Origin of the sequence: Ruegeria sp. HKCCD6604, from assembly GCF_013110635.1 — a bacterium.
Lineage (GTDB): Bacteria > Pseudomonadota > Alphaproteobacteria > Rhodobacterales > Rhodobacteraceae > Ruegeria.
Genome location: NZ_WVQW01000005.1, coordinates 89,402 through 112,733 on the forward strand (window position 1 = coordinate 89,402; position 23,332 = coordinate 112,733).

General features: G+C 59.0%; 18 protein-coding genes. 14 read left to right on the forward strand and 4 right to left on the reverse strand.

Going from position 1 to position 23,332, the window contains the following annotated elements:
* Positions 1–19 precede the first annotated feature (19 nt).
* The 6 genes from GS614_RS13450 to GS614_RS13475 are packed head-to-tail and all read left to right on the forward strand — an operon-like array spanning position 20 to position 10,051.
* A complete protein-coding gene (locus tag GS614_RS13450; RefSeq protein ID WP_171726554.1) occupies positions 20–682 on the forward strand; it encodes a hypothetical protein in 663 nt (220 codons plus the stop codon).
* Positions 683–730: 48 nt separating this feature from the next.
* Positions 731–4,960 (forward strand): PKD domain-containing protein, encoded by a 4,230-nt coding sequence (locus GS614_RS13455; protein ID WP_171726555.1) that lies wholly within the window; start codon positions 731–733, stop codon positions 4,958–4,960.
* Between the two features lie 16 nt (positions 4,961–4,976).
* Positions 4,977–6,374 (forward strand): S8 family serine peptidase, encoded by a 1,398-nt coding sequence (locus GS614_RS13460; RefSeq protein ID WP_171726556.1) that lies wholly within the window; start codon positions 4,977–4,979, stop codon positions 6,372–6,374.
* Between the two features lie 30 nt (positions 6,375–6,404).
* Positions 6,405–6,860, forward strand: a complete 456-nt coding sequence (locus GS614_RS13465) for a hypothetical protein (RefSeq protein ID WP_171170442.1) — start codon at positions 6,405–6,407, stop codon at positions 6,858–6,860.
* A complete protein-coding gene (locus GS614_RS13470) occupies positions 6,853–7,827 on the forward strand; it encodes a polyprenyl synthetase family protein (RefSeq protein ID WP_171726557.1) in 975 nt (324 codons plus the stop codon). Before GS614_RS13465 ends, GS614_RS13470 begins: the two co-directional genes overlap by 8 nt.
* A gap of 1 nt (position 7,828) precedes the next feature.
* Positions 7,829–10,051: a geranylgeranyl reductase family protein gene (locus GS614_RS13475; RefSeq protein WP_171726558.1), complete on the forward strand. Its 2,223-nt coding sequence runs from the start codon at positions 7,829–7,831 to the stop codon at positions 10,049–10,051.
* A 168-nt stretch (positions 10,052–10,219) separates the two neighbouring features.
* Here GS614_RS13475 and GS614_RS13480 read toward each other — a convergent pair whose 3' ends face one another.
* The 3 genes from GS614_RS13480 to GS614_RS13490 form a co-directional block, all read right to left on the reverse strand.
* Positions 10,220–14,509 (reverse strand): thiopeptide-type bacteriocin biosynthesis protein, encoded by a 4,290-nt coding sequence (locus GS614_RS13480; protein WP_171726559.1) that lies wholly within the window; start codon positions 14,507–14,509, stop codon positions 10,220–10,222.
* A gap of 38 nt (positions 14,510–14,547) precedes the next feature.
* Positions 14,548–14,940, reverse strand: a complete 393-nt coding sequence (locus GS614_RS13485; protein WP_171119478.1) for a hypothetical protein — start codon at positions 14,938–14,940, stop codon at positions 14,548–14,550.
* A gap of 254 nt (positions 14,941–15,194) precedes the next feature.
* Positions 15,195–15,866 carry a GntR family transcriptional regulator gene (locus GS614_RS13490; protein WP_171726560.1) on the reverse strand — a complete coding sequence of 224 codons (672 nt, stop codon included), beginning with the start codon at positions 15,864–15,866 and terminating at the stop codon, positions 15,195–15,197.
* Positions 15,867–15,994: 128 nt separating this feature from the next.
* Here GS614_RS13490 and GS614_RS13495 point away from each other — a divergent pair, with 128 nt between their 5' ends.
* From GS614_RS13495 to GS614_RS13515, 5 genes are all read left to right on the forward strand, one after another.
* A complete protein-coding gene (locus tag GS614_RS13495) occupies positions 15,995–16,939 on the forward strand; it encodes a glutamine amidotransferase (protein WP_171119479.1) in 945 nt (314 codons plus the stop codon).
* Positions 16,936–17,649 carry a glutamate synthase gene (locus GS614_RS13500; protein ID WP_171119480.1) on the forward strand — a complete coding sequence of 238 codons (714 nt, stop codon included), beginning with the start codon at positions 16,936–16,938 and terminating at the stop codon, positions 17,647–17,649. Before GS614_RS13495 ends, GS614_RS13500 begins: the two co-directional genes overlap by 4 nt.
* Positions 17,634–19,058 (forward strand): FMN-binding glutamate synthase family protein, encoded by a 1,425-nt coding sequence (locus GS614_RS13505; protein WP_152457492.1) that lies wholly within the window; start codon positions 17,634–17,636, stop codon positions 19,056–19,058. The genes GS614_RS13500 and GS614_RS13505 overlap by 16 nt, the downstream gene beginning before the upstream one ends.
* A complete protein-coding gene (locus GS614_RS13510) occupies positions 19,055–19,750 on the forward strand; it encodes a type 1 glutamine amidotransferase (RefSeq protein WP_171726561.1) in 696 nt (231 codons plus the stop codon). The genes GS614_RS13505 and GS614_RS13510 overlap by 4 nt, the downstream gene beginning before the upstream one ends.
* 87 nt (positions 19,751–19,837) lie before the next feature.
* Positions 19,838–20,188 carry a DUF1127 domain-containing protein gene (locus GS614_RS13515; protein ID WP_171726562.1) on the forward strand — a complete coding sequence of 117 codons (351 nt, stop codon included), beginning with the start codon at positions 19,838–19,840 and terminating at the stop codon, positions 20,186–20,188.
* Here the strand turns inward: GS614_RS13515 and GS614_RS13520 are convergent.
* Positions 20,185–21,324, reverse strand: a complete 1,140-nt coding sequence (locus tag GS614_RS13520) for an FAD-dependent oxidoreductase (RefSeq protein WP_171206568.1) — start codon at positions 21,322–21,324, stop codon at positions 20,185–20,187. The genes GS614_RS13515 and GS614_RS13520 overlap by 4 nt on opposite strands.
* Positions 21,325–21,415: 91 nt before the next feature.
* Between GS614_RS13520 and GS614_RS13525 the strand changes: the two genes are divergently transcribed.
* The 3 genes from GS614_RS13525 to GS614_RS13535 are packed head-to-tail and all read left to right on the forward strand — an operon-like array spanning position 21,416 to position 23,323.
* Entirely contained in the window at positions 21,416–22,708 is a 1,293-nt protein-coding gene (locus tag GS614_RS13525; protein WP_171119485.1) for a glutamine synthetase family protein, read from the forward strand.
* The gene (locus tag GS614_RS13530; protein WP_171170465.1) at positions 22,708–22,974 is read left to right on the forward strand and encodes a EutN/CcmL family microcompartment protein; all 267 of its coding nucleotides are present in this window, start codon (positions 22,708–22,710) and stop codon (positions 22,972–22,974) included. Before GS614_RS13525 ends, GS614_RS13530 begins: the two co-directional genes overlap by 1 nt.
* Positions 22,975–23,014: 40 nt before the next feature.
* A complete protein-coding gene (locus GS614_RS13535; RefSeq protein WP_117869464.1) occupies positions 23,015–23,323 on the forward strand; it encodes a BMC domain-containing protein in 309 nt (102 codons plus the stop codon).
* Positions 23,324–23,332: the final 9 nt, after the last annotated feature.

Sequence of the window (23,332 nt, forward strand, 5' to 3'; positions counted from 1 at the left end):
TCGTAATTGGAAGGCTGCTATGGCTACGTTTCAGGACGTTCAAGCAGCAGTGCATGATATTGCTGCCCGTTTGAATGTCACCCCAGAGCTTGCTCGTGCTGCGCTGATTAACCCCGTGTTGGCGCTTGAGGAGCTTGGGTTCGAATTGGACCTGTCTGGCCGACTTGAGCTGGAGGACAGAGCGCGGTTCTCCAAGAACCAGATCGTTGAACGCAAAAGCTTGCGGAAGAAGATTTTCGCCGCGTCCGGGCATGAATTTGATCCCGGGCAGGAACACGATCTTGCTGTGGTACTTTTCGACGAGTTGAAGCTGGTCGATGAGGCTTCGAAACGCCCTGACCTGTCTCCCTTGTCCTTGCCGATGCGAAAAGTGCGCTATTCCACCTCCAAAGTGAAGGTGGCCAGGGTCAAGGCATCGGAAATCGCGCGTCGATTTCCCGGCAAAGCCAAGGGCAAATCCGTCGCCGGGATCGATCCAAGTTTGACTGAGCCCGTGAAGATTCCCGACCCGCTGGAAGCACTGGGCAAGGCGCACAAAATCATCGCTCCGTTACTTGCCTACCGGCAACTTGATGCATCGACACCGCGTTTTGCGACCGAGGCGCTGTATCGTGCCGTGCGAACCGGGAAACGTAGGCTAGTCAATATCACGCCCCGCGCCGTTGTCACCGGCACTGCTTGAAGACACCCGGGCGCGATTCCCTCGCGCCGTCACACCGAGGACGTCAGGATGGCAAATACAAGAGGATACCAAGTTGTCGTCGAAGCCTCGGAAGAGGTCCTGCGAAAGGTCATTCGGGGGGCGTGGAAGTCCGCGGAATGTGACGATGATCCCGGCGATGAAGGCCGCATTCCCGAATTCATGGATGTTCCCGCAGGTGAAACCTTTGGCGGTTTTGTCGTAGCTGACGGGTCGGTTCAGATTCCCGAAGACCAATTGGACGCCAGCTTGCGTCCGGACATCACCGGTGCCGAAATTCAACTTGGTGTCCTGATCCAGATCGAAATCGAAAACCCCCCGGTTCCATCGGCGCAAATGCTGACGATGACGGCCGATCTTGCCGCGGCTGCGCCGATTGGTCTAATTCCCGGGCGTCAGGATGTGGGATGGCTGTTGGATGGCCTGCCTCGCAACCAGGTATCCGCCACGCTGACCAGCGGCGATCCGATTGCGTCCAATATCGAGTTGTTCGCAAGCGAATTCGTGGACAAAGCTTATGAGAACGGCGGCCCCGGCGGACCGATCGATCCGGCCTTTCCCTCCATCCCCCATGTCATCGATGAGACCGAGCTGCAATTTGCCTTGGGAGCGTTGACGACGGATGTCCATGCGGAAATCTTCAACGACGCCTCGGATGCGGCGCACGATATTGAAACCACCGTGTCAGGCGGTGACATAACAATTTCGCTGCCGGTTTATCTGCGGATGTTCAACATTGTCGTTGGGCCGACGGTACAGCTTTTTTTCAATCCGCAGGACCCCATGGGGATCGAAACGCGGATCAACATCACGGCACCTTTCAGTCGGGTCGGTTCGGAATTCCGCACGGATTTGAACGCTGCCACCGTTACCGTGGACGCGATCAACCCTGCCGGTCCGGAATATGGGCCAGAGGGTGACAATTACATCGACAACCGTGATCAACTGGCGGCGATCCCGTTGGTCGCGATTGACCTCGACGCCCAGATATCCAGCGAACTGGTGTCACGGGGGCAGGAATTGGCCAGTGGGCTGGGCGAGATTTCAATTGCGGCCCCGACAGTAACCGAGATCGAAGAATTCATCGGCGACTTTTTTCATCAGGATCTTGAGGCCCGCGATTTCGTTTACATCTGGGGACCAGAGGCAACGGACGAAGAGTTTGAAGTCGACAGCATCACCGTTGGTGTGACAAACGAGTTTCTGGCGATCGCCTTGAACGATGATGGCGGCGGTGACGTAGGCGGGCTTGCCAATTTCATCCCTGCTGACAGGGATTTTGCAATCGCCATCAGCGCGGCCCAGGTCGAAGCATCGATTGAAACGGCGCGCATCGAAGCCGAATTGTCGGATGACGACCTTCCAAAGACCTTTACACCTGACGGGCGCGAAGTCCGGCTGACCGATCTGGACGTGAGCCTCAGGACTGGGGCGATCAGAATATCGGGCAAGGTGACGGTCGTAGACGCGATCCTGGGCAGCATTGATGTGGATGCCGACTTTTTCAATGATGTCGGATTGCGCTGGCAGCCGAATGGTTCGCTGGGCCCAACAGGTGGACAGCAAATGGATCACTTTGAAATCGACAGCGATGTCGATCCCGAAGAATCCGTGCTGCTTTGGGTGCTGACGGCAATCGCCGCGATATTGTCATTCGGCGCTTTCGGAATTCTGGGCGCATTGGTCGTTGTGATCGTGGCCCTTGTCGTCCGGGGAATTGCCGAAAGCATGGGCAGTGAAATCCTGTCAGATGAAGTTACGAATACAGTCACGGGTATCACCGGCTGGCCGGAGAACCTTGCCAGGATCGGGCGGGTCGAAGCGGTATTCTCGGACCCGATCGTGATTGATACCGACGGTCTTGAAATTGCCGGAGATTTCACGGTCATAAGCAGTTGCGAAGCCACGGATGTCGTCCCGGCGGATTCGGGTGGTGCACGGTCGGGTGCGGCCGCATCGGCCATGTCGCTTGCGGCTGCGAATGAACATCCTGACGCGGGGTACGAGTGGTTGCCGGGTGACGGAACACCGGCCGCGGTCTTGCCCTCGATTCAGCATGTCTATGCTGCAAGTGGTGTCTACACCGCAAAACATGCGCTGACGATCAACCAGCCGGGTGGCGCGCGCAGTCGCAGTTTCTCGCTTGTTACCGTCGAAAATGTGCCGCCGACAGTGGATGCCGGCCCTGATCTGACGGTGCAGGAGGGTGAAGAGGTCACTCTGGTCGCACGGTTCCGAGATGTCGAATACCCCGACACCCACGAGTCCATGTGGTATTTCGGTGATCACCACGCGCCCAAACCCGGCGTGATTTCTGAAACCAATGCTCCTCCTGCGGCGACAGGCACGTCGACCGTGACCCATGCCTGGTGCGACAATGGCGAATACACCGTCACGGTGCGTATTCGCGACGTCAACGGCGGCGAGGCCATCGACACCCTGCGTGTCACCGTTACCAATGTTCCGCCCGAGGTCGAAGCTGGCCCTGACCTTTATGCATATGTCTGCACACCGATTACGCTTGTCGCCGATTTCCGGGATCCCGGCTGGTGCGACACGCATACGGCCAAGTGGGATTTCGGCGATTGCAGCGAACCCCGCACCGCCCTGATCGAGGAAACGAACGAACCACCGGCAGCCGAAGGCACGGCGACCGCCTCGCATATCTATGAAAACTGTGGTGACTTCCGGGCCGTCTGTACCGTCATGGATGACGATGGCGCCTTTGGTCAGGACGACCTGACCGTCCGGGTCGTGCATTTGCTGAACCCCGGTTTCGAAGATGGTTTCCGTTCGCTTCCAGCGGGCAATGTCGGTCGGTTCTGGACACCCTATGCATGGCTGACCGACTTGGCAGCCTTTCACGCCGGAAAGGGAAATCCCGTTCCGCAATTGGCACCGATCCCTGCCGATGCCTTTGACTGCGAAGGTTGCATCGTCCGGACCGGGGACAGGTCCCAACGGGTCATCGCACAGCGCGGCCTTCGTGTCGGGCTGTGGCAATCGCTGGGCTCAAACCCGGGATGGGATTATGAGTTCTCGTGTTGGTTCGCGAAGGAGGCTGGCGACGCAGGCGGCTATGCTTTGGGGTTGGATCCGCGCGGTGGTGATGATCCGCGGGCGCCCTGGGTGGAATGGTGGACCGGCGATCTGGACGGTGCCTGGCGGCAATTGCGGGGCCGCGTGACGGCGGAAGCCGAAGCCGTGACGGTATTTCTGGAGTTCAGTGGAGATGATCCGCGCAACGATGCGCTTGGCTATGTTGATGATTGCGCTTTCATCGCGATTCAGCCGCATTGTCCGGAGCAGCCGAAGCCCGATCCGGAAATTCCCCCGCGTGAACGTTGCATTGATTTTCGCGGCCAGAAACTGCCTTCCCGCCATCCGGTATTGAACGTCGGCGGTGTGCGGTTCCTGCCGACGAAGGGCAGCGTTCTTCAGATCATTGGCGGGTTCCAGCCGCAAGGCACACCCAAATTGTTGCTTTCCATCGCCGGTGTCTTTGCCCATCTGCCGGTCGTTGCTGATTGGGCCCGCCTCAAGTTGAGCTTTGCTGGCGGAAAGCCCATAACGATCATCGCGCTTGATGCGGCGGGCAATGTCCTGACGACCCAGACAGGAACGCAGCAGCAGGGGGTACAGGTCATCGAGATTCAGGCGAGCGGTATGATGACCCTCGCCATGCGCGCGCAGGAAGCGGCGTTGATCGAACTGTGTTTCCGGCCGGAACACCCGCGCAGTACGCCCTCGGCTGAGCCTGAACCGGGGCCCGGCATTGTCGTGAATCCGCGCTTCGATCGTGCCGTCGCACCGGCCATGTTCAGTTCAAGGACGACCACGGAGGACAGAACCTTGACCGAAACCAACAGCCCCCATCCGTTCGGCCTGTCCAAGGCGGCTTGGGGCAAGCTGGACACGCAGCTGCGATCGGAATTGGCGAAGGCCGCAACAGACGGCGATGATGGGCACTCGGTGCAGGTCATATTGCGCTTGGCGCCAGACACCGAAGGCAATGCGCCCTCTTTCCGGCGCGCCGAAACGAAGGCACGCGAAGATTATTTCCGCCGACGCACACGGCCCCTGGTCGGTACCCTGGAAAACCTGGGCGGTGTCGGGATTACCGAACTGTGGCTGATAGACAGTGTTGCCGTTGAACTTTCGCCCGGGGCCATCGCGACAATGGCCAACGATCCTTCCGTGGTGATGATCACCCATTCCACCAAACGTCAGGCCATTCCTGAAAATCCCACAAGACCATGATCTAAAGGAGCACGAAATGTCCGAGTTAAGCCGGGAACACGTTGATCGCTTCGAAAGAGCGGAACGTCGTGAAATCGAGAAGCTTCGTGCCGAGTTTGGCAGCGAGTCCATCTCGAAGATGGACAGCATTATCTTGCGCGACCTCTTGGCCAACCGAAAAGAGGCGCGCCTGAACGCTCTGCTTGGCCAAACCGAAACCGCCCAGCTTCCCCGGCATCGCGTGCTGGTCTCGCTGCGCAGCGGCAGGGCATCGCCGGATCGCCCGCCCCGTGCGTTCGACCGGCGCCAGCGCCGCCGTTCGATCATGCAACACCGACGCCATGGTGAAGACGTGGTGGGCAAAATCGCCAAAAGCTTTGAAGAGCGGGGGATTGAAGTCGAGCGGTCGTTTTGGCTGACTCACAGTCTGGTTGTCCTTGCCGATGATCAGCGCATTACGGATATCGCAGGGCGCGCCGATGTCCTGAAGATGGCTCATTGCAAAAACCAGATCCTGGTCGACCTGGATAACAGCCGTCCGCTGATCAATGCCGATGTCGTGGAAGCCAGCGGGATCAACGGTGCCGAAGTGGATGTTGCCGTTCTGGATACGGGCGTGGACCAGACACATCCCGAACTTGCCGGGAATTTCGGCACCCAACAGGATTTTACCGGCGAGGGGTTGGGCGACTTGAACGGGCACGGTACGCATTGTGCGGGTGTTGTCGCCAGCAATGGCGCGACGTTCCGTGGTGTCGCCACGGGGGCGGTTATCCACGACTACAAGCTGCTGGATCAGTTTGGCAGCGGGAACGCTCCCAACTGCGTTGCGGCAATCCAACAGGCCGTAGCAGACGGGATGGATGTTCTTTCCAATTCCTGGGGCTTTTCCCACAGAAACGGCAATTGGGTCGATCCGGACGGAACATGCGTTTTATGTGTCGCCGCTGATGCGGCTTCGACCGCCGGGGTGACCTTTGTGGTGGCCGCGGGCAACGAGGGCAATGACAGTTGCGGCACTTATGACACGCGCATTCGCTGTCCGGGTATTGCGCAGAGCGTGATTACCGTCGGCGCAAGCGATGACAGCGACAACATGGCCGGTTTCTCCAGTCCCGGACCAACGCCGGATGGACGCGACAAACCGGATGTCACCGCCCCCGGCGTGGATATCGTGGCATCGCGATCGGCGACCGGCAATGACATGAATGGCGGCGCGACGGTGATAGATCCGCTTCATCTCGAGGCCAGCGGCACCTCGATGGCCTGCCCCCATGTCGCAGGGGTCGCGGCGCTGATGTTGCAGCGAAACCCGACACTGCTGCCGGCTGACATCAAGGCAGTTCTCATGGCCACCGCCGTCGATATCGGCGCACCGACCACGCAGCAGGGCGCCGGGCGTGTGGATGCTCGGGCGGCGGTCGGCTCGGTCTGATTTGGATATTTTTGAACGGAGGATACGAACGTGGCAGACTATGAACAGCGGATGCAGCCGGAAGAGGGTGCAAAGGCAGTCGAAAAACTGGCCGAAGATGCTTTGGCGGGTTTCAAGGCGGACGCCAAGAAGGAATATGCTGAACTGGTCAAGCAGTACGAGGGCGCCAGTGCAACGGTTGGTGTTTTTGGTATGGGGTCGGTCGACGTTTCGGTGATGAGCGGTGAAGTTCTCATCAACCCGAGCCAAAAGCGCAAAGGGAAAGGCCGGGGCGTCGGCGCGATTTCACCGGAAGCACTTGTGGCCATATCCGAAGGCAGGATGACCGTAATGGACGCTTTCCACCGTGGTGAGATTGTCGTTCGCGCCGAGTCCGCAGCATTGCACGAGGGCTACGACAGTTTCATCAGGAACTCCGAAGCGGCGCTCAGGTCGAAGCGTTTGCAGAAGACGCTGGCGCAGTTCCGCAAGATTGCGGATGTCTGACTGGTTGCAAGACGAACAGGTCCGGGCCACGATACCCCAGGTTGAAGCATCCATGTTGGATGCCGTCGCCTCGGACCAGCCGGGATTCGAAGAGATAGCCCACTGGCTTATCGGGGCTGGCGGGAAACGGTTGCGGCCAATTCTTCTGCTGCTTACCGCGCGAAGCCTCACCGACACAGAAGGCCGCAAGCGCGCAATTCAGGCGGCGGCGGCTGTCGAAATGATCCATGTGGCGTCGCTCTATCATGACGACGTCATGGACCGGGCCGAACTTCGGCGTGGAGCGGAAAGCGTGAACCGTCGCTGGTCTTCGCCCATCGCCAGCTTCGCCGGAACATTCATTCTGGCCCGTGCAATAAACCTGTTGGATTCCATCAGCCCCAAGGCCTCGGAGCTGGCTGGCAAACACTGCGCTGCGCTGTGTCTGGGGCAGTTGCGCGAAGCAGAAAACGCCTACAACGCCGATTGGACCATTGAAGAGCATCTTGAAATGCTCGAGGGCAAGACGGCCGAGCTGTTTGTTCTCGCCGCATCGCTGGGGGCGATGTTGGCAGACGTAAGTGATCAGGATCGAGACGCACTGATCCCCTATTCAAAGTGCCTGGGCCTTGCGTTTCAACTGCGCGACGATGTTCTGGACTACATTGCAAGCAGCGCGGAACTTGGAAAGGGGTCCGCCTCTGATCTGCGCGAAGGGGCCTATACGATGCCGGTGCTCCTGTGCCTGGGTCAGAACGGTCAGGCCGCCGATGAATTGCGGGCCAGGTTGAGGCTGGCTGAAATGCAGGATGCGGATATTTCGCGCGCTGTAGAGATCATTCGCAATTCGGGCGCGGTGGAAGCTACGGAACAGTTGGCGCGGGACAAATCCGAAGCGGCCGTACAGGTCATCTCGGGGCTGGATGATCATGTGCTGCGCGCCTCGCTGGCAAACCTCGCCCGGCTTTCGGTCGAAAGGAGGGCCTGACATGGACGGTTACGGCCCTTTAGCCGAGGATCTGCCGCTTGCGACACCTGCGGAGGCCGCGGCCGAGACATGGGACGCCGTCATTGTCGGTGCGGGGCCCGGCGGCAGCGCTGCCGCCATCGAGCTGACGCGGAGAGGTCGAAAGGTCATTCTGATCGACCGTGAGGATTTCCCTCGGGACAAAAGCTGTGGAGACGGGATCACCCGGTCCGGTATCTCTCAGCTGAAACGCCTCGGCATTCTATCCGCGCTTACAGATCAACAGGAGGTCGAAGGTGTGCGTGTCCATATGCGCAACAGGGGCCACCGGGATTTTCGATACGAGGGAGAAGACGACTATGGGCTGGTTGTACCCCGTTTGATACTGGATGACTGTCTTTTGCGTCAGGCCCGCGCGGAAGGAGCGGCTTTCTTGCCGAAATGCCGCGCCGACGATCTGGTAACGGATGAAAGCGGGACTGTCACAGGTGTCACCGCTCGGATGCAGGATGGCACGACAGCGGTTCTGACCGGGTACATGGTCATCGCCGCAGACGGGGCCGCGTCTCGATTGGCGAAAGCAGCGGGATTGCGGGAAACACCGGAACAAGGCTATGGCACCGCGCTTCGCGGTTATGTCGATGGCTGCGGAGACACTCCGCCACAGCTGGAAATAATGCTGCCGTTGACTGATGTTACGGACCGGTATTTGTTGCCGTCCTATGGCTGGGCGTTCCCAACGGGGAAGGGAACTGCAAATGTCGGTGTCGGGCTGTTTTGCAGGGCGTTTGATGCCAATGTCAGGACATTGTTCGATCAATTTCTGGACGTGCTCCGCAAGGATTATCCGGAATATTCGGGCATTCAGTTGTCCGGCACGACCTTGGGGGCACCGCTGAGATTCGATTTCGCACCGGAACGCGCCGCCCATTCGGGTCTGTTGCTGGTTGGGGACGCCGCCGGTCTTATCAGCCCGTTTACAGGCGAAGGAATCAGCTTTGCGCTGGAATCCGGTGCGCTTGCGGCGCAAACCACTGATCGGTGCCTCCGCACCGGGGCAGGCCCCTGGGTGGCGGCGGAAGACTATGCGCTTCTGCTGGGGGATCGCTTTGCCGGGTACTTCACGCTCGGGAACCGCGCAAGCCGCCGATACGAGTTCATCTGGCGCGTGTTGGACGATACGTTCGAAAGCGAAAAGCCGGTTCACAACATGCTGCGCCGTGCCGTTTTGGTGCCTGAAGGCACTGGCGGTGATGTGGAAAGCGCCATGTTGGATGACGTATCGCCCCTTGTGCGAGTGCCCGAGATGCCGCTTGGGGACGACCTGCGCGATGTGGGCGCGCGCCTCAATCACATCGTGCGCACCGATTGGCCGTTTCTGACGCGCATGTCCTTCGTGGGCAAGCGAGCTGACATGGTTGCCTTTCGACCTTCGCTGTTGCTTTTGCTGACGTCCTATCTGGGTGATGTCGAGGCAAAAAGACGTCGGGCCGCGGCCACGGCGCTGGAACTCGCGTATTTGGGATTTCTTGCCCAAAGCGGCATTCGGGGGATCGAGGCTGCGGCAGCAACAGCCGACGCCAAGGCCAACTGGGGCGACAAGCTTGGGATACTGACAGGCGACTACTTGTTGGCGAAAGCACACGAAGTCGGCGCACGGGACTGCCCGGATCTGGTGCCATCAATTCTGAGCGCCATGGCCTCGGCATGTGAAGGCCGAGTGTCCGAGCTTCGGTCCGCATGGCAACCGGATTTGACGGTCGAAATGCGCATCGCGCAGATCCGGCAATGTATGGCTGCATTTTTTCGACTGCCTTGCGAACTCGGTGCGATGCTTGCCGAACAATACGAACTGTCAGTCGCCTTTCGCGATTATGGCGAAAATCTTGGCCTGGCTTACCTGCTGACCGAGGATGAACTTGCCCTGGACCGCCCTGCGGGCAGCACACCTTTTGCGTCAGACCTTTCCAGCGGGCTATTCAGCGTGCCTATTCTCGAGGCGACGCGGGGGCAAACAGGGGGCGCGGCAGCCCGTGCTTTCCTTAGCCACCGCGACCCCGCGCGGTTTTTGGCAGAGCTTTCCCCGGCCACGCGCCATATCAAGAGGCAGCAATTGCCTGAAGAATACCGCGACCAGGCAATAGCGGCGCTAAGCCCCGTGCCAAGGGGCGGCGTGGCAAAATCGCTTTCGGCGCTTGCAGGTTACGCGGTAAGTAGACAGGTCCCAAAACGCCGCGTGCTGTAAAAGTGCGATCCAGGTTCCGAGGTGTCCCGCTGCCGGTCAAAAGCGCAACCGTCCGCGTTGCCTTGCCCCTTGCGCCGGGTGCTTCATTCAGGGGCAGGGGGTATGTGTGGACAGCCCATGTTTCGGGCGGACGGTTCAGGTTCCAACTCGCTGCCATGAGCATGCCGCCTAGGACGATTTCCACCCGTGGTTCAATTTGGTTCGATAATGTCGACACAGCGCCTCGTGGATGACCGCCTCTTCCGCGGCGGTTCCCCAGTGAAGGATCCGGTTGATGGACATATGAGCGAGGCTTCCCAGAACGTCGGCCAAGCTGTTTCCCAACCGGCCATCCTGTTCTTCTCGCTGAAGGCGTCCAAGATCCGGATGAAGCCTGGCGGCACGTGCGTTCCAGCGCGATGGCCGCGATTGAATACCCTTGCCCACACCGAGTTCACTCAGAACAACGCATGCACTTTTCCATTCCTTTCCAGTAGCACGACGGGCAATCCGGCGCGACGCCGGGCCGCCGCCGTAGTTTTGTGAACAGCGCTCGGAGATCGCCAGCCGAACACCTGTGGGCAGTTCCAAATCTTCGAACAGGGCATCGATACTGGCGGCTGATGCCATCCATCGTCTGGATCGACCGATCTTCGGATCGTTGAGCACGTCAAGCGCAGTGATCGAGTCGGCGCCGAATATCCTCTCGCATGCGCCGAGCCCCAGTTCTCCGCCGTAGCGCGCCGTTTCAGGCAGGTATTCGTCAACAAGAAACCTGTCCACCAATCCACCGGCCGTTTTCTGCAAGTGAACAAGCACCCGGTTCCTCAGAACTCTGTCATGATCGTTTGAAAATTTGATGCGGAGGCGCAGTTCAAGTTCCGGGTCTGCATATCTTACGAAGAACCAGTTCTCGATCAGGTTGCGTTTCTGCCAAAGCGTCAACCTGTTCGATTGCAGTTTCAGGAACTGTTCCAGCTTTATGGCATCCCCGAAAAGCCGCAGATACAACCATGATCCGGCCTCATCAGTGCCGTGCCCCAGCGGTTGCCATGCGGTCGGGTTGGCATCGTATTCGACAAAGGACGTATCAACGGGCTTTGCTGGGGCATAAACCAGTTCAGAGGCCAATCGACCATGCGGTGAGTCGATCCACCAATCCTTGGGCGTTGGAAGGTACTCGCAGATTGAAAGCGGCCCTTTTTTCAGCGTCTTGATCAGGTTGGCAGTGGAAAATGGGTTGTCCAGATCCCATGGCGTGGCCATGTCGCTGGCCTCATCCGTGGGGGCCACATATCGCGGCAACTCCAGTTTTTGTCGGTTGGCTTCCATCCAGAATTCCGCTTTGCCTGACCTGACCATCTCTGTCGGGATACAAAGCCGCCACCGTTGCGGTGCAAGGACCACATTTCCAGCACGGACCCTGGGCAGCCGGTTCCGATTGCTTTGCGATTGCCACGACCAGATCACCGACGGTTGCCGCATGTGCATGGCGATGTCGATGAGCAGAAGATAGACAGCGGGCGCCCCGGGAGGGCTTTGGTGCGCAGCATGCAACTGTGGAATGACCTCGACGCCTTGGCTGCCCCAGAACAGCCGGAACCGACTGCCATCGTGACGAATCCACAGATCGTGCAGCGGAATCCTCTGTTCGGACGGTAACCCGCTGTCGCCGAGGATCTCGATGACACACCGGGAAAGGCTGGCGCGCCTCAGGATGTTTGATGACCGGGGGTCCGTGGCGCACAGGATGTCTGCTTCGACAATTGTTGAATCCTCTTCACGCGTGGGGCTGTGTTGCATCAACGTGTTTGCGATCAACTGATTTCGCCTTGAGAAACGGCCGAAAATCGCCTTGGGGCCGCCCGGAAAAATTCCTTCGGGATAGGCCGTCCAGACGGGGTTGTGCCCGGAGCTGCGTCCTACTTTGCTCAGAAGAACGCCATCTTGGATGGCGAAAGGGGCCTGATCCGTGTTGCGGGCATGCAGGATCTCGATATCCTGCGCGCAAAGCACCCACTTGCGCGCGTCCCAATCGGGTTCCAGCGGAAATTCCTGAAGGTTTTGCCTGGGGGCATCACTTGACGACCCCGTACCTGTAACGAAATCCATTCGCAGCGGCATGCCGAGATATGCTAGCCCGCTTTCGGCATCCACAGCCTGACCCAGCAACACGGCGCGGTCACCGTATCGGTCAAGGAAACGCCGTTCAAATTCCAGAAAACGGTTTGGCTTTGGCACGCGAAAGCCGATCTTTTCCAAAATGTTCCATGCGTCGGTCAGTGCCTGCACCGCGCGCAGTGGAGTTTCCAACGTGCCGACGCAATGCGCATCGACATGCAGAAAATCACCTCTCCAACCCGGGGCGAAAGAGTCAGCTGTTCGCCCCAGTTGCTTTAACGCGATCATCGAAGGGGTTTCACGCGCGGCATCAAGAGCATGCCCGAGCGCCGCCAAGCCTCTCTTTTGACGGGCGGTCATATCTCTTTCCAGCCGCTTCAGGGTTCTGGCGGTTGCGTCATGCCCCAGAAGTATTGGGTCTTTCTGTGGAATCAGAGCCTCGGACCGACATAGATCCGAGATTGTCACGGCAGATTTGAAAGGGCGGTCTTTGAGGGCCGTTTCCAGATCGGAAATCGGGACGGAATCGACATCAAAGATGAACTCTGCCAGATCGGAATCCGCCGCTGCAATGATCTGTTCGTGGTTCCAGGGCCCGTCGAGATCACCGTTGGTTATCCAGTGCAGAACGTCCTGTTCCCACCAGGCCGATGGATTGCACCGCACCCTCGTGCTTTGCGTTTCGGCGAGTCCGGCGGCAATATGAGACAAAAACCCACAGTCCAGATCCATATCCAGATGGTGGTCTGCCACGGTGACGATGTCCTTGCCTGCAACAGGTATTGCCGTGCCCACTGCCGCGAATGCGCCGAACGGCGTCGGGCGAAAACACATTCTGTAAACAAACCGATACAATGTGCCGAGGACTGCGGGGGAGAGGCCTTCGCCTTTCTCGATTTCCCGCATGACCTTCGAGAAAAAACCGGGTCGTGCTATGAACAACGACAAGGCAAAGGACGGATCGCGAATTAAATCTGAAGCACGCTTTTCCAGATCCTTTTTTCGGGTGCTTTTTGTGACTCCGCCAAGATCGTGCTTCGGTGAACGCGTACATACACGAATTCCGAGGAACGGACGAGAGCTGTGCGGTTCCGGATGGGACGGGCAGTGGACATTCTGTTCAACATCCAGCCCCATGAACTTCAGATATCCGAGGTAACCCGGGTCCCTTAGGGCAAGCAGTGCCAACAAAACGCCGCTCGACCCGGTCAAAAGATCCGTCGATTGAAACGTCTTCCAGCCTGCGCCGATCGCGGGAAGCCCGTCCGGGCTCAATTCCCGTTCAACGAGGGACAAAAGCCGTTTGGCGTGCTTTTCAATCAGAGGATCGACGTCTGCTTTGGAATAAAGCGATCGAATGGCAAGGGCCATCACCACAATTCCGGCATCGCCATGGCACAGCCCGCCGTCATTGATACCCGTCTCATGAAAAGGTCTGTCGACGCAGGATATCAGAACCCGCGATGCGACATCGCGTATTTCGTCCTCCATACCCACCAGCCTCGCCGCCGCGAGCGCGGTGTATATGATGCCAAGGTCGCCATAACACCACGCAAGACGTGACGGTACCTCCCAGGCATGACTGAGCGCTGACATGCAGGGAAAGCAGGATGACAGGCCGCTGTCTGAAAACGCGCCCTGGTGCGAAAGCAGAAACAGGACCGCGTCTTTGAGGTCTTCGATGTGTCGTGGCGTGAACGCGTGCCGCCGACCCAGGCGGGCCAGAGCCAGAACGGCGCCGGGAGAACCATGCGCCAGCCCCATGTTGACGAGGTACCGCGTTGTTTTCAGGGGGCCGGTCTCGTCTTCCGGTGAGGAAAAAGGTTCTGTCCACGCAAGCCCCCGTTCTGTTCGTGCCGAGTGCCTCCAAAGCTCCTCTGACAAACGCAGGCACAGCGACTTTCCCCCAAGACGGGCCGTCCGGGATTTCGGTTCGCACAGAAATACGGATATACCCGCAAGACCGGACACGTGATCGAAGTGCCCCATCCAGGGGGCTTCGAGAAGGCGTTGCGCAACCGAACGCAGGGCACGGTCAAGCGCCAGTTGCGCTTCGGGATCGTGTGGATTGGCGTCCAGAGCATGACAGGCCAGCAACCCAAGGCCGGCGCGGCCATCGAACAGAGAAACAGGGGCTCCGCGCAGGTCTCGGTCGCAAGCCCAAATGGCCGCAAGGCGACGTGACGCGGCGGATCGCACGCGATCATCATTCAGAAAATTGTCTGCCGCCAACAATGCCAGCGCCTCTCCGGCGACGGCGCTTCCCAGTCCGATTGCATCAGTTCTGATCGGGGCTGCAACAATCGATCCTGCAATGGACTGTATTGCCGCATCAATCCGCGTTGTCGAAATAGACATGGGCAAAACAATCTTCCCCGCCAAACGGGATTTGTCATTCAGCAGGCGTTTGGATGGCACCCTTTGCTGCTGGCACGGATGCTGCACCAGTTCTTGCAGCAATTTTTGGCCCAGCTGAACGTGCGGCGCGTCGGAGCGCCAACGCTGCCGGCGTCAACGAAGCCGAAGGCAGGACCGGTGGACGTGGGGTTGAAATCAGAAGAATGATTACCCAGCTCGCCCAGGGATTCGATGGATGTCAAAAGCGCGTCCACGCGATGTTCGACGGTTTCCAGCCTGTCTTCCGGGCCTGGTTCAATGACGCGCATCAACTGGTCGAGGCGCTGCTCGATCGCGGTCAGCCTGTCATCGACAGACCGGCATTCCGGATCTGTCTTTTCGCTTTCGGTGTATTCGTGTTCTTTGCGATTGTCGTTTTCGTCAGCACTCATTTCTCTCTCCGGAATCTGAGGTGGTCGAATAGTCGACTTGGGACCGCCTGTGGAAAAACGTGTCGTTCAAATATCAACTCCGATGGAATCGGAGCGTCTTTGTAATGAGAGATTTCAATAATATACGAAAATGACCGTTTTGTCATGAAGCTGTCAGAACAGCGCGCGGATACCTTGATGGCATTGCACACGATGCATGAGCCGGTTTCAGTCAGGCGAACCGGCGCGGTCCGCTTTGCCTATGGTTCTGTGCATCAGCCGTTGTCCGCTTCTTTCAGCCCCTCGATCTGCAAATCGAACCCGGCCTGAATATGGGCGGTAAAGGTTTCCAGTGCTTCTGTCACGTCTCCGGTTTCAATCGCGTCGACAAGCGCCTGATGATCACCCAGAGACTGTGAAATGTCGACATTTTCGATGGCGGAAAACAGGTGAAAGGCCATGGCCTTGCCCCAGATCATGTCGAACATGTCCAGCAGGAACTTGTTTCCCGCTTCAACCATGAAGGCGCGGTGAATGCGCCGATTGGCTATGAAATAGTCGCGCGTCGTAGGGTTGGTCAGGTTTTCCTCACGACGAATCAGCTCGCGCAAACCCTCCAGAACCGCGGGGTCTGCGTGGGCCGCAAGAATCCGGGCGGCCTGACCTTCGATTGCGGCGCGGGCCTGATACAGTTGCCGGACTTCGGTTTGATCCATGCGTGCCAGCCGGAAACCACCGCTTGCGGCGACTTCCAGAACCCCTTCGGTTTCCAGCCGCATAAGGGCTTCGCGAACCGGGGTTCGGCTGATGTTCAGTTCCGCTGCCAGCTTTTCCTGAACCAATCGGTCTTCGGCAGAGATTTCGCGGCTCATTATGGCTTCGACCAACTGATCATAAACCTCGTCCGCCAGCCGTCTGCGCTGTGTTTTTATCTGTTTCAGAGCCACTCGAAGCCTCTCTTTCCGTGTTTTGTGAATTCTGTATTCAAAAAAGCATCTGGTGCCAAGGCGAATGGGCTTGCTATTGTCCGTGTACTGTATACAGTATACAAACGCAGTTGAACAGGGAGCTCTTCATGTGTGGAATCGCTGGAAGGATTCTTACCGCACCCGGGCAGGTCGGGGCGGACTTGGTAGACCTGATGGATGCGCAGGAACACCGTGGCGCAGACAGCACCGGGTTTGCAGTTTATGGGCCGCCACGAGACACCGGATATGTTTTACGAGGGATGGGATTTGACAAATCCCGGCAGGATGCTGACCTGAATGCGTTTGAGGCGGTGTTGAAGGATCACAGCTCTGGCTTTCTGTCCGATCCGAAGATCGTAACCGATGAGAACCGGCATTATTGCTTTCGTGCGGAAATCTCGGACCCGATTGATTTGCAGGCCTGGGTGCGGGATGCAGATGAGCTGACGGACCGGTTCGAAGTGCAGTCCTGCGGCCGTAGTCTTGAGATCATCAAGGATATCGGCGGGGCCGAAGCGGTTGCCGAAAAGCATGGCGTGCGCGACATCATCGGCACCCATGGTCTTGGCCACGCGCGGCTTGCGACGGAAAGCTCGGTTCTGCCCAACGCTTCACACCCGTTTTGGGCGCGGCCGTTTTCGGATGTGGCGATCGTGCATAACGGCCAGATCACCGACTATTTCACTTGGCGCGACAAGTTGAGCCGAAAGGGCTATCGCTTTCTGACCGAGAATGACAGCGAGTTGATTGCGGTCTGGGTCAGTGACCAGATGAAAGCGGGCCTGACGATGGAACAGGCGCTGAAAAAGTCGATTACCTCTATCGACGGGGTATTCACCTACATGATCGCAACGCCGGACGGGATCGGATTTGCCAAGGATCGGTTCGCGATGAAGCCGCTGGTGGTGGTCAATCGCAATGGGGATCTGGCCGCCGCGACCGAAGAACAGGCTGTTCGTCGCGTGATGGCCGAGGAATGCGACGTTATCAACTATGATGGCCCATCGCTGACCGGCATCTGGGGTGTCGGCAACCGGAGCCTGGCAGCATGAGCGAGGTAGCAAGACAGATGGATGAAATCGTCATCGAAGTCGGCAAGCGGCACATTCGTGAGGTGAACCGGGATATCATGGCAGCCTGCGCATCAGGACGGCCGATCCGGGTTGTCGATACGCTGTCGCGACACAATCTGGGCGTGGGCCTGCCGGATAATGTGGACATCACTTTCGAAGGTTCGGTGGGATACTATTGCGGTGGACTGAACACTGGCGCCAACATCTCCATCGAACGCAATTGCGGGTGGGCCGTGGGCGAAGGGATGGCCAAGGGTCACATCACTGTCGGTGGCTATGCGGGCATGTCCTGCGGGGCTGCGATGATTGGCGGCACCATTCATGTCAAAGGTGATGCCGGGCCGCGTGTCGGTGTTGCCATGAAGGGCGGCAACATCGTGGTCGAGGGCAAGATCGGATACCAATCCGGTTTCATGGCGCATGCGGGCCGCATCATTGCGCTGGGCGGTGCGGGTGAATCCTGTGCGGACGCGTTGTGGGAAGGCGAGGTTTGGGTCGCAGGCGAAGTCGACAGTCTGGGTGTGGACGTCTCGGTGATCGAACCCACTGCCGAAGAGGTGGCCGAGGTCGATGCGATCCTAGACCCTCTGGGGCTTGTCGACAGCTCTCGTAACTGGCGCAAAATGGTCTCTGGCCAGCGCCTTTGGTATTTTGAAAGCAGGGACGCAAGCGCATGGCTCATGATCTGAGTAAACCTTATGACTACCCGTTCGAAGTCGCGTCAGAGGAAGAAATACGGTTCCGCGACGCAGGCGCGGTCGATGGACGACCGGCCGGTGTGCCTTCGTCTTATGATGAGGGGGGATCAACCCGTTGGACGCCCGAAGCGATATCGGAAGTTCACGCATTGGCGCAGCTTGGGCGGTATCAGGTGCGTGGCTACAACACGTTCAACAAGCAGTTGCCGACATTCGACGATCTGACATTTGTCCCGGCGACGATGACCCGCCTGCCGCTTGAAGGATACCGCGAGAGCTGCGATACGACGACGGTTCTGGGCGGCGGGCGCGGATTGGTGGAACGGCCACTGGAACTAAAAATCCCGATTTATATCGCATCGATGTCTTTCGGCGCGCTCTCGGCCTCGGCCAAGGCGTCGCTTGGTTATGGTGCCTCGAAGGTGGGAACCATGACCTGCACCGGCGAAGGCGGCATGCTGGAAGAGGAGCGCGAAGCCTCCCAACGCCTGCTCTACCAGATGTCGCCCGCCCGCTATGGGGTCGATCTGGATCACCTGCGCCGCGCCGATGCACTTGAACTGGTGGTCGGGCAGGGGGCCAAACCGGGCACCGGCGGTCTGTTGCTGGGAATGAAGGTCAGCCCGCGGGTCAGCGAAATGCGCACTTTACCCGAAGGGGTCGATCAGCGATCCACTATCCGGCATCCCGATTTCCTTGGGGCCGACGATCTGGCCGTCAAAATCGAGGAATTGCGGATCGCCACGAACTATCAGGTGCCGATCTTCATCAAGATGGGGGCCACGCGACCACGGTTCGACGTGGCCGTGGCTGCAAAGGCGGGCGCGGATGTGGTTGTGGTGGATGGGGCCGAGGGCGGCACCGGTGCGTCACCCGAGTTGCTGCTGAATCACACGGGCATACCGACCATGAGTGCCATACGAGCGGCACGCGAAGCGTTGGATGAGTGCGGGATGAGCGGCAAGGTCTCGCTTGTCGCCGCGGGGGGTATTCGATCAGGGGTGGACGCGGCCAAATGTCTGGCGCTTGGGGCGGATGCGGTCATGATCGGGAATGCCGCGATGGTCGCGCTGGGATGCAATACTCCCAGATATCTGGACGATTACCAGGCGCTGGGAACATCGCCTGGGGCGTGCCATCACTGCCATACGGGCCGTTGCCCGGTTGGGATCGCAACGCAGGATCCTGACCTTGAGGCGCGAATGAACCCGCATGCAGGTGCAGAGCGCGTCGCGCGGTATCTGACCGCGATGACAATGGAGATCACGGCGCTTGCCAAGGCCTGCGGCAAATCTTCGGTGCACAATCTGGAAACCGAAGATCTGCGCGCGCTCAGCTTTCAGGCCTCGGCCTTTACCGGCGTCAAGATGGCGGGCATCGACCGGGCCTTCGACTGGTGAGGATAGCACTTCTTGAGTTGACCCTTCATCCATTGCCGCTGCTTGAGGGGCTGCCGCGTACGGCCCAGCAGATCCGCGCATGGCTTGAACCACATCTGCCCGAAGCCCGATTTTCCACGGTGGATGTGGTCGACGGCGAGGCATTGCCTCAGCTCGGGGATTTTGATGGGGTTGTTGTCGGAGGGTCCGAATTCGGCGTCTACGATGACACGGAGTGGATGCGGCCCCTTCGCGATTTCCTGGAGTTGTGCCGGGACCATGCCAAGCCGGTCTTTGGCATCTGCTTTGGTCATCAGATCATGGCGGATGTCTATGGCGGCAAAGCCGAGAAGGCCGAGATCGGCAATGTCGTCGGCGCACGAGGCTTTGACTATGGCGGAGCCAGCGTTGATGCCTTTGTCTGGCATCAGGATCAGGTCACGCATGTTCCGCCTTCGGCGCGGGTGACAGGGTCGGCGGATCACTGCCCGGTAGGGGCCTTGGATTATGATTTCCCGGCCCGTTCCGTGCAATTCCATCCCGAATACCGGGCAAGCCATCTGCGTGAATTGTTCGTGCGCGGGCGCGACGTGTTCCTTGCACCGCAAGAGGCGGATGAGGGGCTGGCCTCGATTGAAATGGCACATGTGCCGAAGGATCTGGCCGCCGCGCAGGCGGTTGACTTGTTTCGCAAGGCCTGCGGTCGGCCGTAAGACCTGAAAACCCGCTTGATCCTGATCAATTCCGGCTTTGAAACACTGTGTATACTGTATCCATAACGTGGTGGAGGAGGCCGCGAGATGTCGGGATACACAGATTTCTTTCATAAAAAAGCGCGCATTGTCAGCTCGCCTCGGGATGAAAACCTGAGTGACCGAGAGCTTTCGGACCTTGGCTTGTCCCGCGCGGATCTGGCCATGTTGCGATCGGGCGCACCGCAGGCACGAGAGCGTATACTCGCCATGGCCGGACAATTCGGACTGACCGAGGCAGACCTGAACGCGCACCCGGAGCTGGGGTTGGAACTGGCGGAAAAATGCGGGCACTGCCTTCAGGCCGAAACCTGCCGTGACGCAATTCGGGCGGGCGCGCGTCTTCCCCAGGGCAAATGCCCGAATGCTGGAATTTATCGCGCCCTTTTAGATGGTTAGCGTCCGCTGGGGCTTTCCTTCGGGCTCAGCTTTCTGCGGCCGCTGATCTTGAACCGGTCCGCGGTCCCAAAATCCTTCAGCCCAACGCCTGCGGCAAATTCTGCAAACACCGGGGCGTGCTTGAACAAATGGCCAGAGCATCCGCCGGCGAACAGCACGTTTTCATGCTCGGGGTGCCAGTCGACAATGAAATGTGTATCCGGGGTCAGAATGATCTGGTTGAACTTGGAATCCACAACCCGTTGCCCCTCCAAACCCGGAAGCCGGTGGCGGATATAGCTGCGTGTGCGGCCAAGCGTTTCCTGGCGGATCAGCCGTTCATCATTGTCCAGATCGATCTTGTCCGGGATGACAACCGCCGCCTTCACGCCGGATCCTTCGGACGAGGGCAGACCAAATGACCCTTGCCCGTGATCGATCCAGCAGGGCATCCGGCTCATGTCGAAATCCTCCGACCCGTCGGGTGTCGAAGTGTAGAGGACATTGACGCCGACCACGGTCGAGATCGGCTTGATCGTTCTGGGAAACATGTCGGCCATCCATGGGCCGGTCGCCATGATGATCAGATCAGCCTCGAGCGGTTTGCCGTCAAGCATCGGACGTTCCGATCCATCCGTGGTGACGCGACCGCGCCGTATTCTGCCTCCTGCCTTTCGGAACAGGTCCAGACCGGTCAGAACGCATCGATGGGCCATCAGCATTCCGGCTTCGGGTTCGAACAGCGCATATTCGATATCGGCGACCTTGAACTGAGGGAACCGCGATTCGATATCCTGCTGACCGAATTTGTAGTAGGGCACCCCGACCCGGTCGAAAGTCTGTGCGGTTGCGTCTTCCCAGTCGCAATGTCCCGCAGTCGCCAGAATCAAGGCGCCGCATTCGTACATCAGGTTCTGGCCGCTTTCGGCCTGCAACTCCAGCCAGCGCAGGCGGCTTTCGCGCGCCCACCGCGTATAGAACTCGTCCCGCCCGGATATGGCGCGGATCACTCTGTTGTAATCCGTTGAAGATGCACGGGAATGTCCCGGCTCCCACCTGTCGATCAATGTCACGGCCTCGCCGCGCCGTTGCAGTGTAAGCGCCGTCATGACGCCAACTATGCCGCCTCCGACAACGATGACCGAGCTTTTGGACATGGCGCAGATTTTCCTTGTTTCCTGACTGGCTTTGTGAATACTGTATACAGAATACAGCAATTATAAAGCTAAAAACAGGGAGTACGCGCAAATGAGTTCGGGGTTTGATCTGCCCGAGGGCACACATACCGTCATTCTTGGTGTCGGGGATCTCAACGGCATCATGCGTGGCAAGCGCATTCCGGCCAGCCATTGGGATCATGTCTGCAAAAGCGGCAATGCCTTGTCGATTGCGCTGCTGGCGATCGATATGACCTGCGACGTCTGGGATACGCCTTACGTCAATTTCGACAACGGCTATCCCGACATGCATGTCTTTCCGATGACAAAGCCTGTCGCTGTCCCGTGGGAACCGGGCGTGGCCGTCTGTTTTGGCCGCGCTGAGGGCATGGATCACAAACCGGTGCCGATCGATCCGCGTCAGGCTTTGGTGCGGCAGGTGGACCGGGCCCGCGACATGGGGTTCGAGGTGAATGTCGGCACGGAACTGGAATTCTATCTGCTGGACCCGGAAACCGGCCAGCCCCGCGACACGGGCATCCAGGTCTACGGCCTGGGCCGCGCCGCCCGGATGGAACACATCGTTGGCCCGATCCGTCAGCAGATCAACGAATGTGGCATTCCCATCGAACAGTCCAACCCGGAATATGCGGCCGGCCAGATCGAGGTCAACATTCGTTATGGTGAAGCCCTGGCAGCTGCGGATCGTGTCGTTCTGTTCAAATCCCTGATCCGGCAATTGGGGATCGCGCACGACTATCTGGCGACTTTCATGCCCAAGCCGTTTTTTGATCAATCGGGCAACGGGTTTCATACGCATTACTCGCTGTGGAAAGACGGCAAAAACGCCTTTGCCGACAACGGCAAGATCAACGACACCGGAAAATCCTTCATCGCAGGCCTGCAAAAGCGCATGTGCGAGACGGCGATTTGCGGCAGCGGCACGGTCAACGGATATCGCCGTCGCCAGCCCTATACGTTCTGCCCGATCAACGCGAGCTGGGGCTATGACAACCGGACGGTTGGTATCCGTGTCATCGAAGGCTCGGACAGTGCCGTGCGGGTGGAAAAGCGCGATGCCGGTGCAGACGCCAACCCGTATCTGTTGCTTGCGGCCGAGATTGCCGCCGGGCTTGACGGGATCGAACAGGGGCTGTCCCCTTCGGAACCGACGACAGGCAACGGGTATGAAGAAGGGATCGGAGACCCAATTCCCACCGATTTGCCAACCGCCATCGATCTGGCGCGCGGATCGGAATGGCTGCGCGATGTCATGGGCGAAATGCAGTGGGAACTGGTCCTGCAACAGGCCGAGCGAGAGCTGGAATTCTTCAATCAACAGGTCACACAGGTCGAGCTGGACCGCTACCTGAGGGCGTTCTGATGCACTTGGGCAAGGTCGCTGGAACTGTCACGGCAACCGCCAAGGATGCCAGGCTGGTCGGAGCAAAGCTGCTGGTGACGGATCTGGTCGACAGCAAGGGCAGCCTGATCGATCCCGCGCGGGTTGCGGTCGATACCTGCGGCGCTGGGGTCGGGGATACGGTGCTGGTTGTCAGCGGGTCTGCCGCCCGCATGGCGGCCGGGCTGTCCACGACCCCCGTGGACATGGCCATCATCGCGGTGATCGACCGCGTCTCGACGACCTGAATCACACAACGCGAAACATCAATTTTTGGAGGAACAGAAAATGGCGAAACCAGTGGCGGGGCAGATGGCCCTGGGCATGATCGAAACACGCGGCCTGGTCGGCGCGATTGAAGCCGCGGATGCGATGGTCAAGGCAGCCAGCGTTGCCATCGTGGGTCAGACCAAAGCTGGCGGCGGGCTGGTGACAACCCTTGTGCGCGGCGAGGTCGGCGCGGTCAAAGCCGCCACCGATGCAGGCGCGACAGCGGCCAACAAGGTGGGTGAGGTGGTCTCGGTTCACGTGATCGCACGGCCGCATGACGAGCTTGAGGCAATCATCGACGGGCTGGGTGCCGGGTCGTCGGCCTGATCAACCCCT

Excerpts from the sequence above, each read along its gene's own strand:
- GS614_RS13450 (WP_171726554.1), top strand. The coding sequence starts at position 20 with ATGGCTACGTTTCAGGACGTTCAAGCAGCAGTGCATGATATTGCTGCC.
- GS614_RS13455 (WP_171726555.1), top strand. The coding sequence starts at position 731 with ATGGCAAATACAAGAGGATACCAAGTTGTCGTCGAAGCCTCGGAAGAG.
- GS614_RS13460 (WP_171726556.1), top strand. The coding sequence starts at position 4,977 with ATGTCCGAGTTAAGCCGGGAACACGTTGATCGCTTCGAAAGAGCGGAA.
- GS614_RS13470 (WP_171726557.1), top strand. The coding sequence starts at position 6,853 with ATGTCTGACTGGTTGCAAGACGAACAGGTCCGGGCCACGATACCCCAG.
- GS614_RS13475 (WP_171726558.1), top strand. The coding sequence starts at position 7,829 with ATGGACGGTTACGGCCCTTTAGCCGAGGATCTGCCGCTTGCGACACCT.
- GS614_RS13480 (WP_171726559.1), bottom strand. The coding sequence starts at position 14,509 with ATGTCTATTTCGACAACGCGGATTGATGCGGCAATACAGTCCATTGCA.
- GS614_RS13485 (WP_171119478.1), bottom strand. The coding sequence starts at position 14,940 with ATGAGTGCTGACGAAAACGACAATCGCAAAGAACACGAATACACCGAA.
- GS614_RS13495 (WP_171119479.1), top strand. The coding sequence starts at position 15,995 with ATGTGTGGAATCGCTGGAAGGATTCTTACCGCACCCGGGCAGGTCGGG.
- GS614_RS13500 (WP_171119480.1), top strand. The coding sequence starts at position 16,936 with ATGAGCGAGGTAGCAAGACAGATGGATGAAATCGTCATCGAAGTCGGC.
- GS614_RS13505 (WP_152457492.1), top strand. The coding sequence starts at position 17,634 with ATGGCTCATGATCTGAGTAAACCTTATGACTACCCGTTCGAAGTCGCG.
- GS614_RS13515 (WP_171726562.1), top strand. The coding sequence starts at position 19,838 with ATGTCGGGATACACAGATTTCTTTCATAAAAAAGCGCGCATTGTCAGC.
- GS614_RS13520 (WP_171206568.1), bottom strand. The coding sequence starts at position 21,324 with ATGTCCAAAAGCTCGGTCATCGTTGTCGGAGGCGGCATAGTTGGCGTC.
- GS614_RS13525 (WP_171119485.1), top strand. The coding sequence starts at position 21,416 with ATGAGTTCGGGGTTTGATCTGCCCGAGGGCACACATACCGTCATTCTT.
- GS614_RS13530 (WP_171170465.1), top strand. The coding sequence starts at position 22,708 with ATGCACTTGGGCAAGGTCGCTGGAACTGTCACGGCAACCGCCAAGGAT.
- GS614_RS13535 (WP_117869464.1), top strand. The coding sequence starts at position 23,015 with ATGGCGAAACCAGTGGCGGGGCAGATGGCCCTGGGCATGATCGAAACA.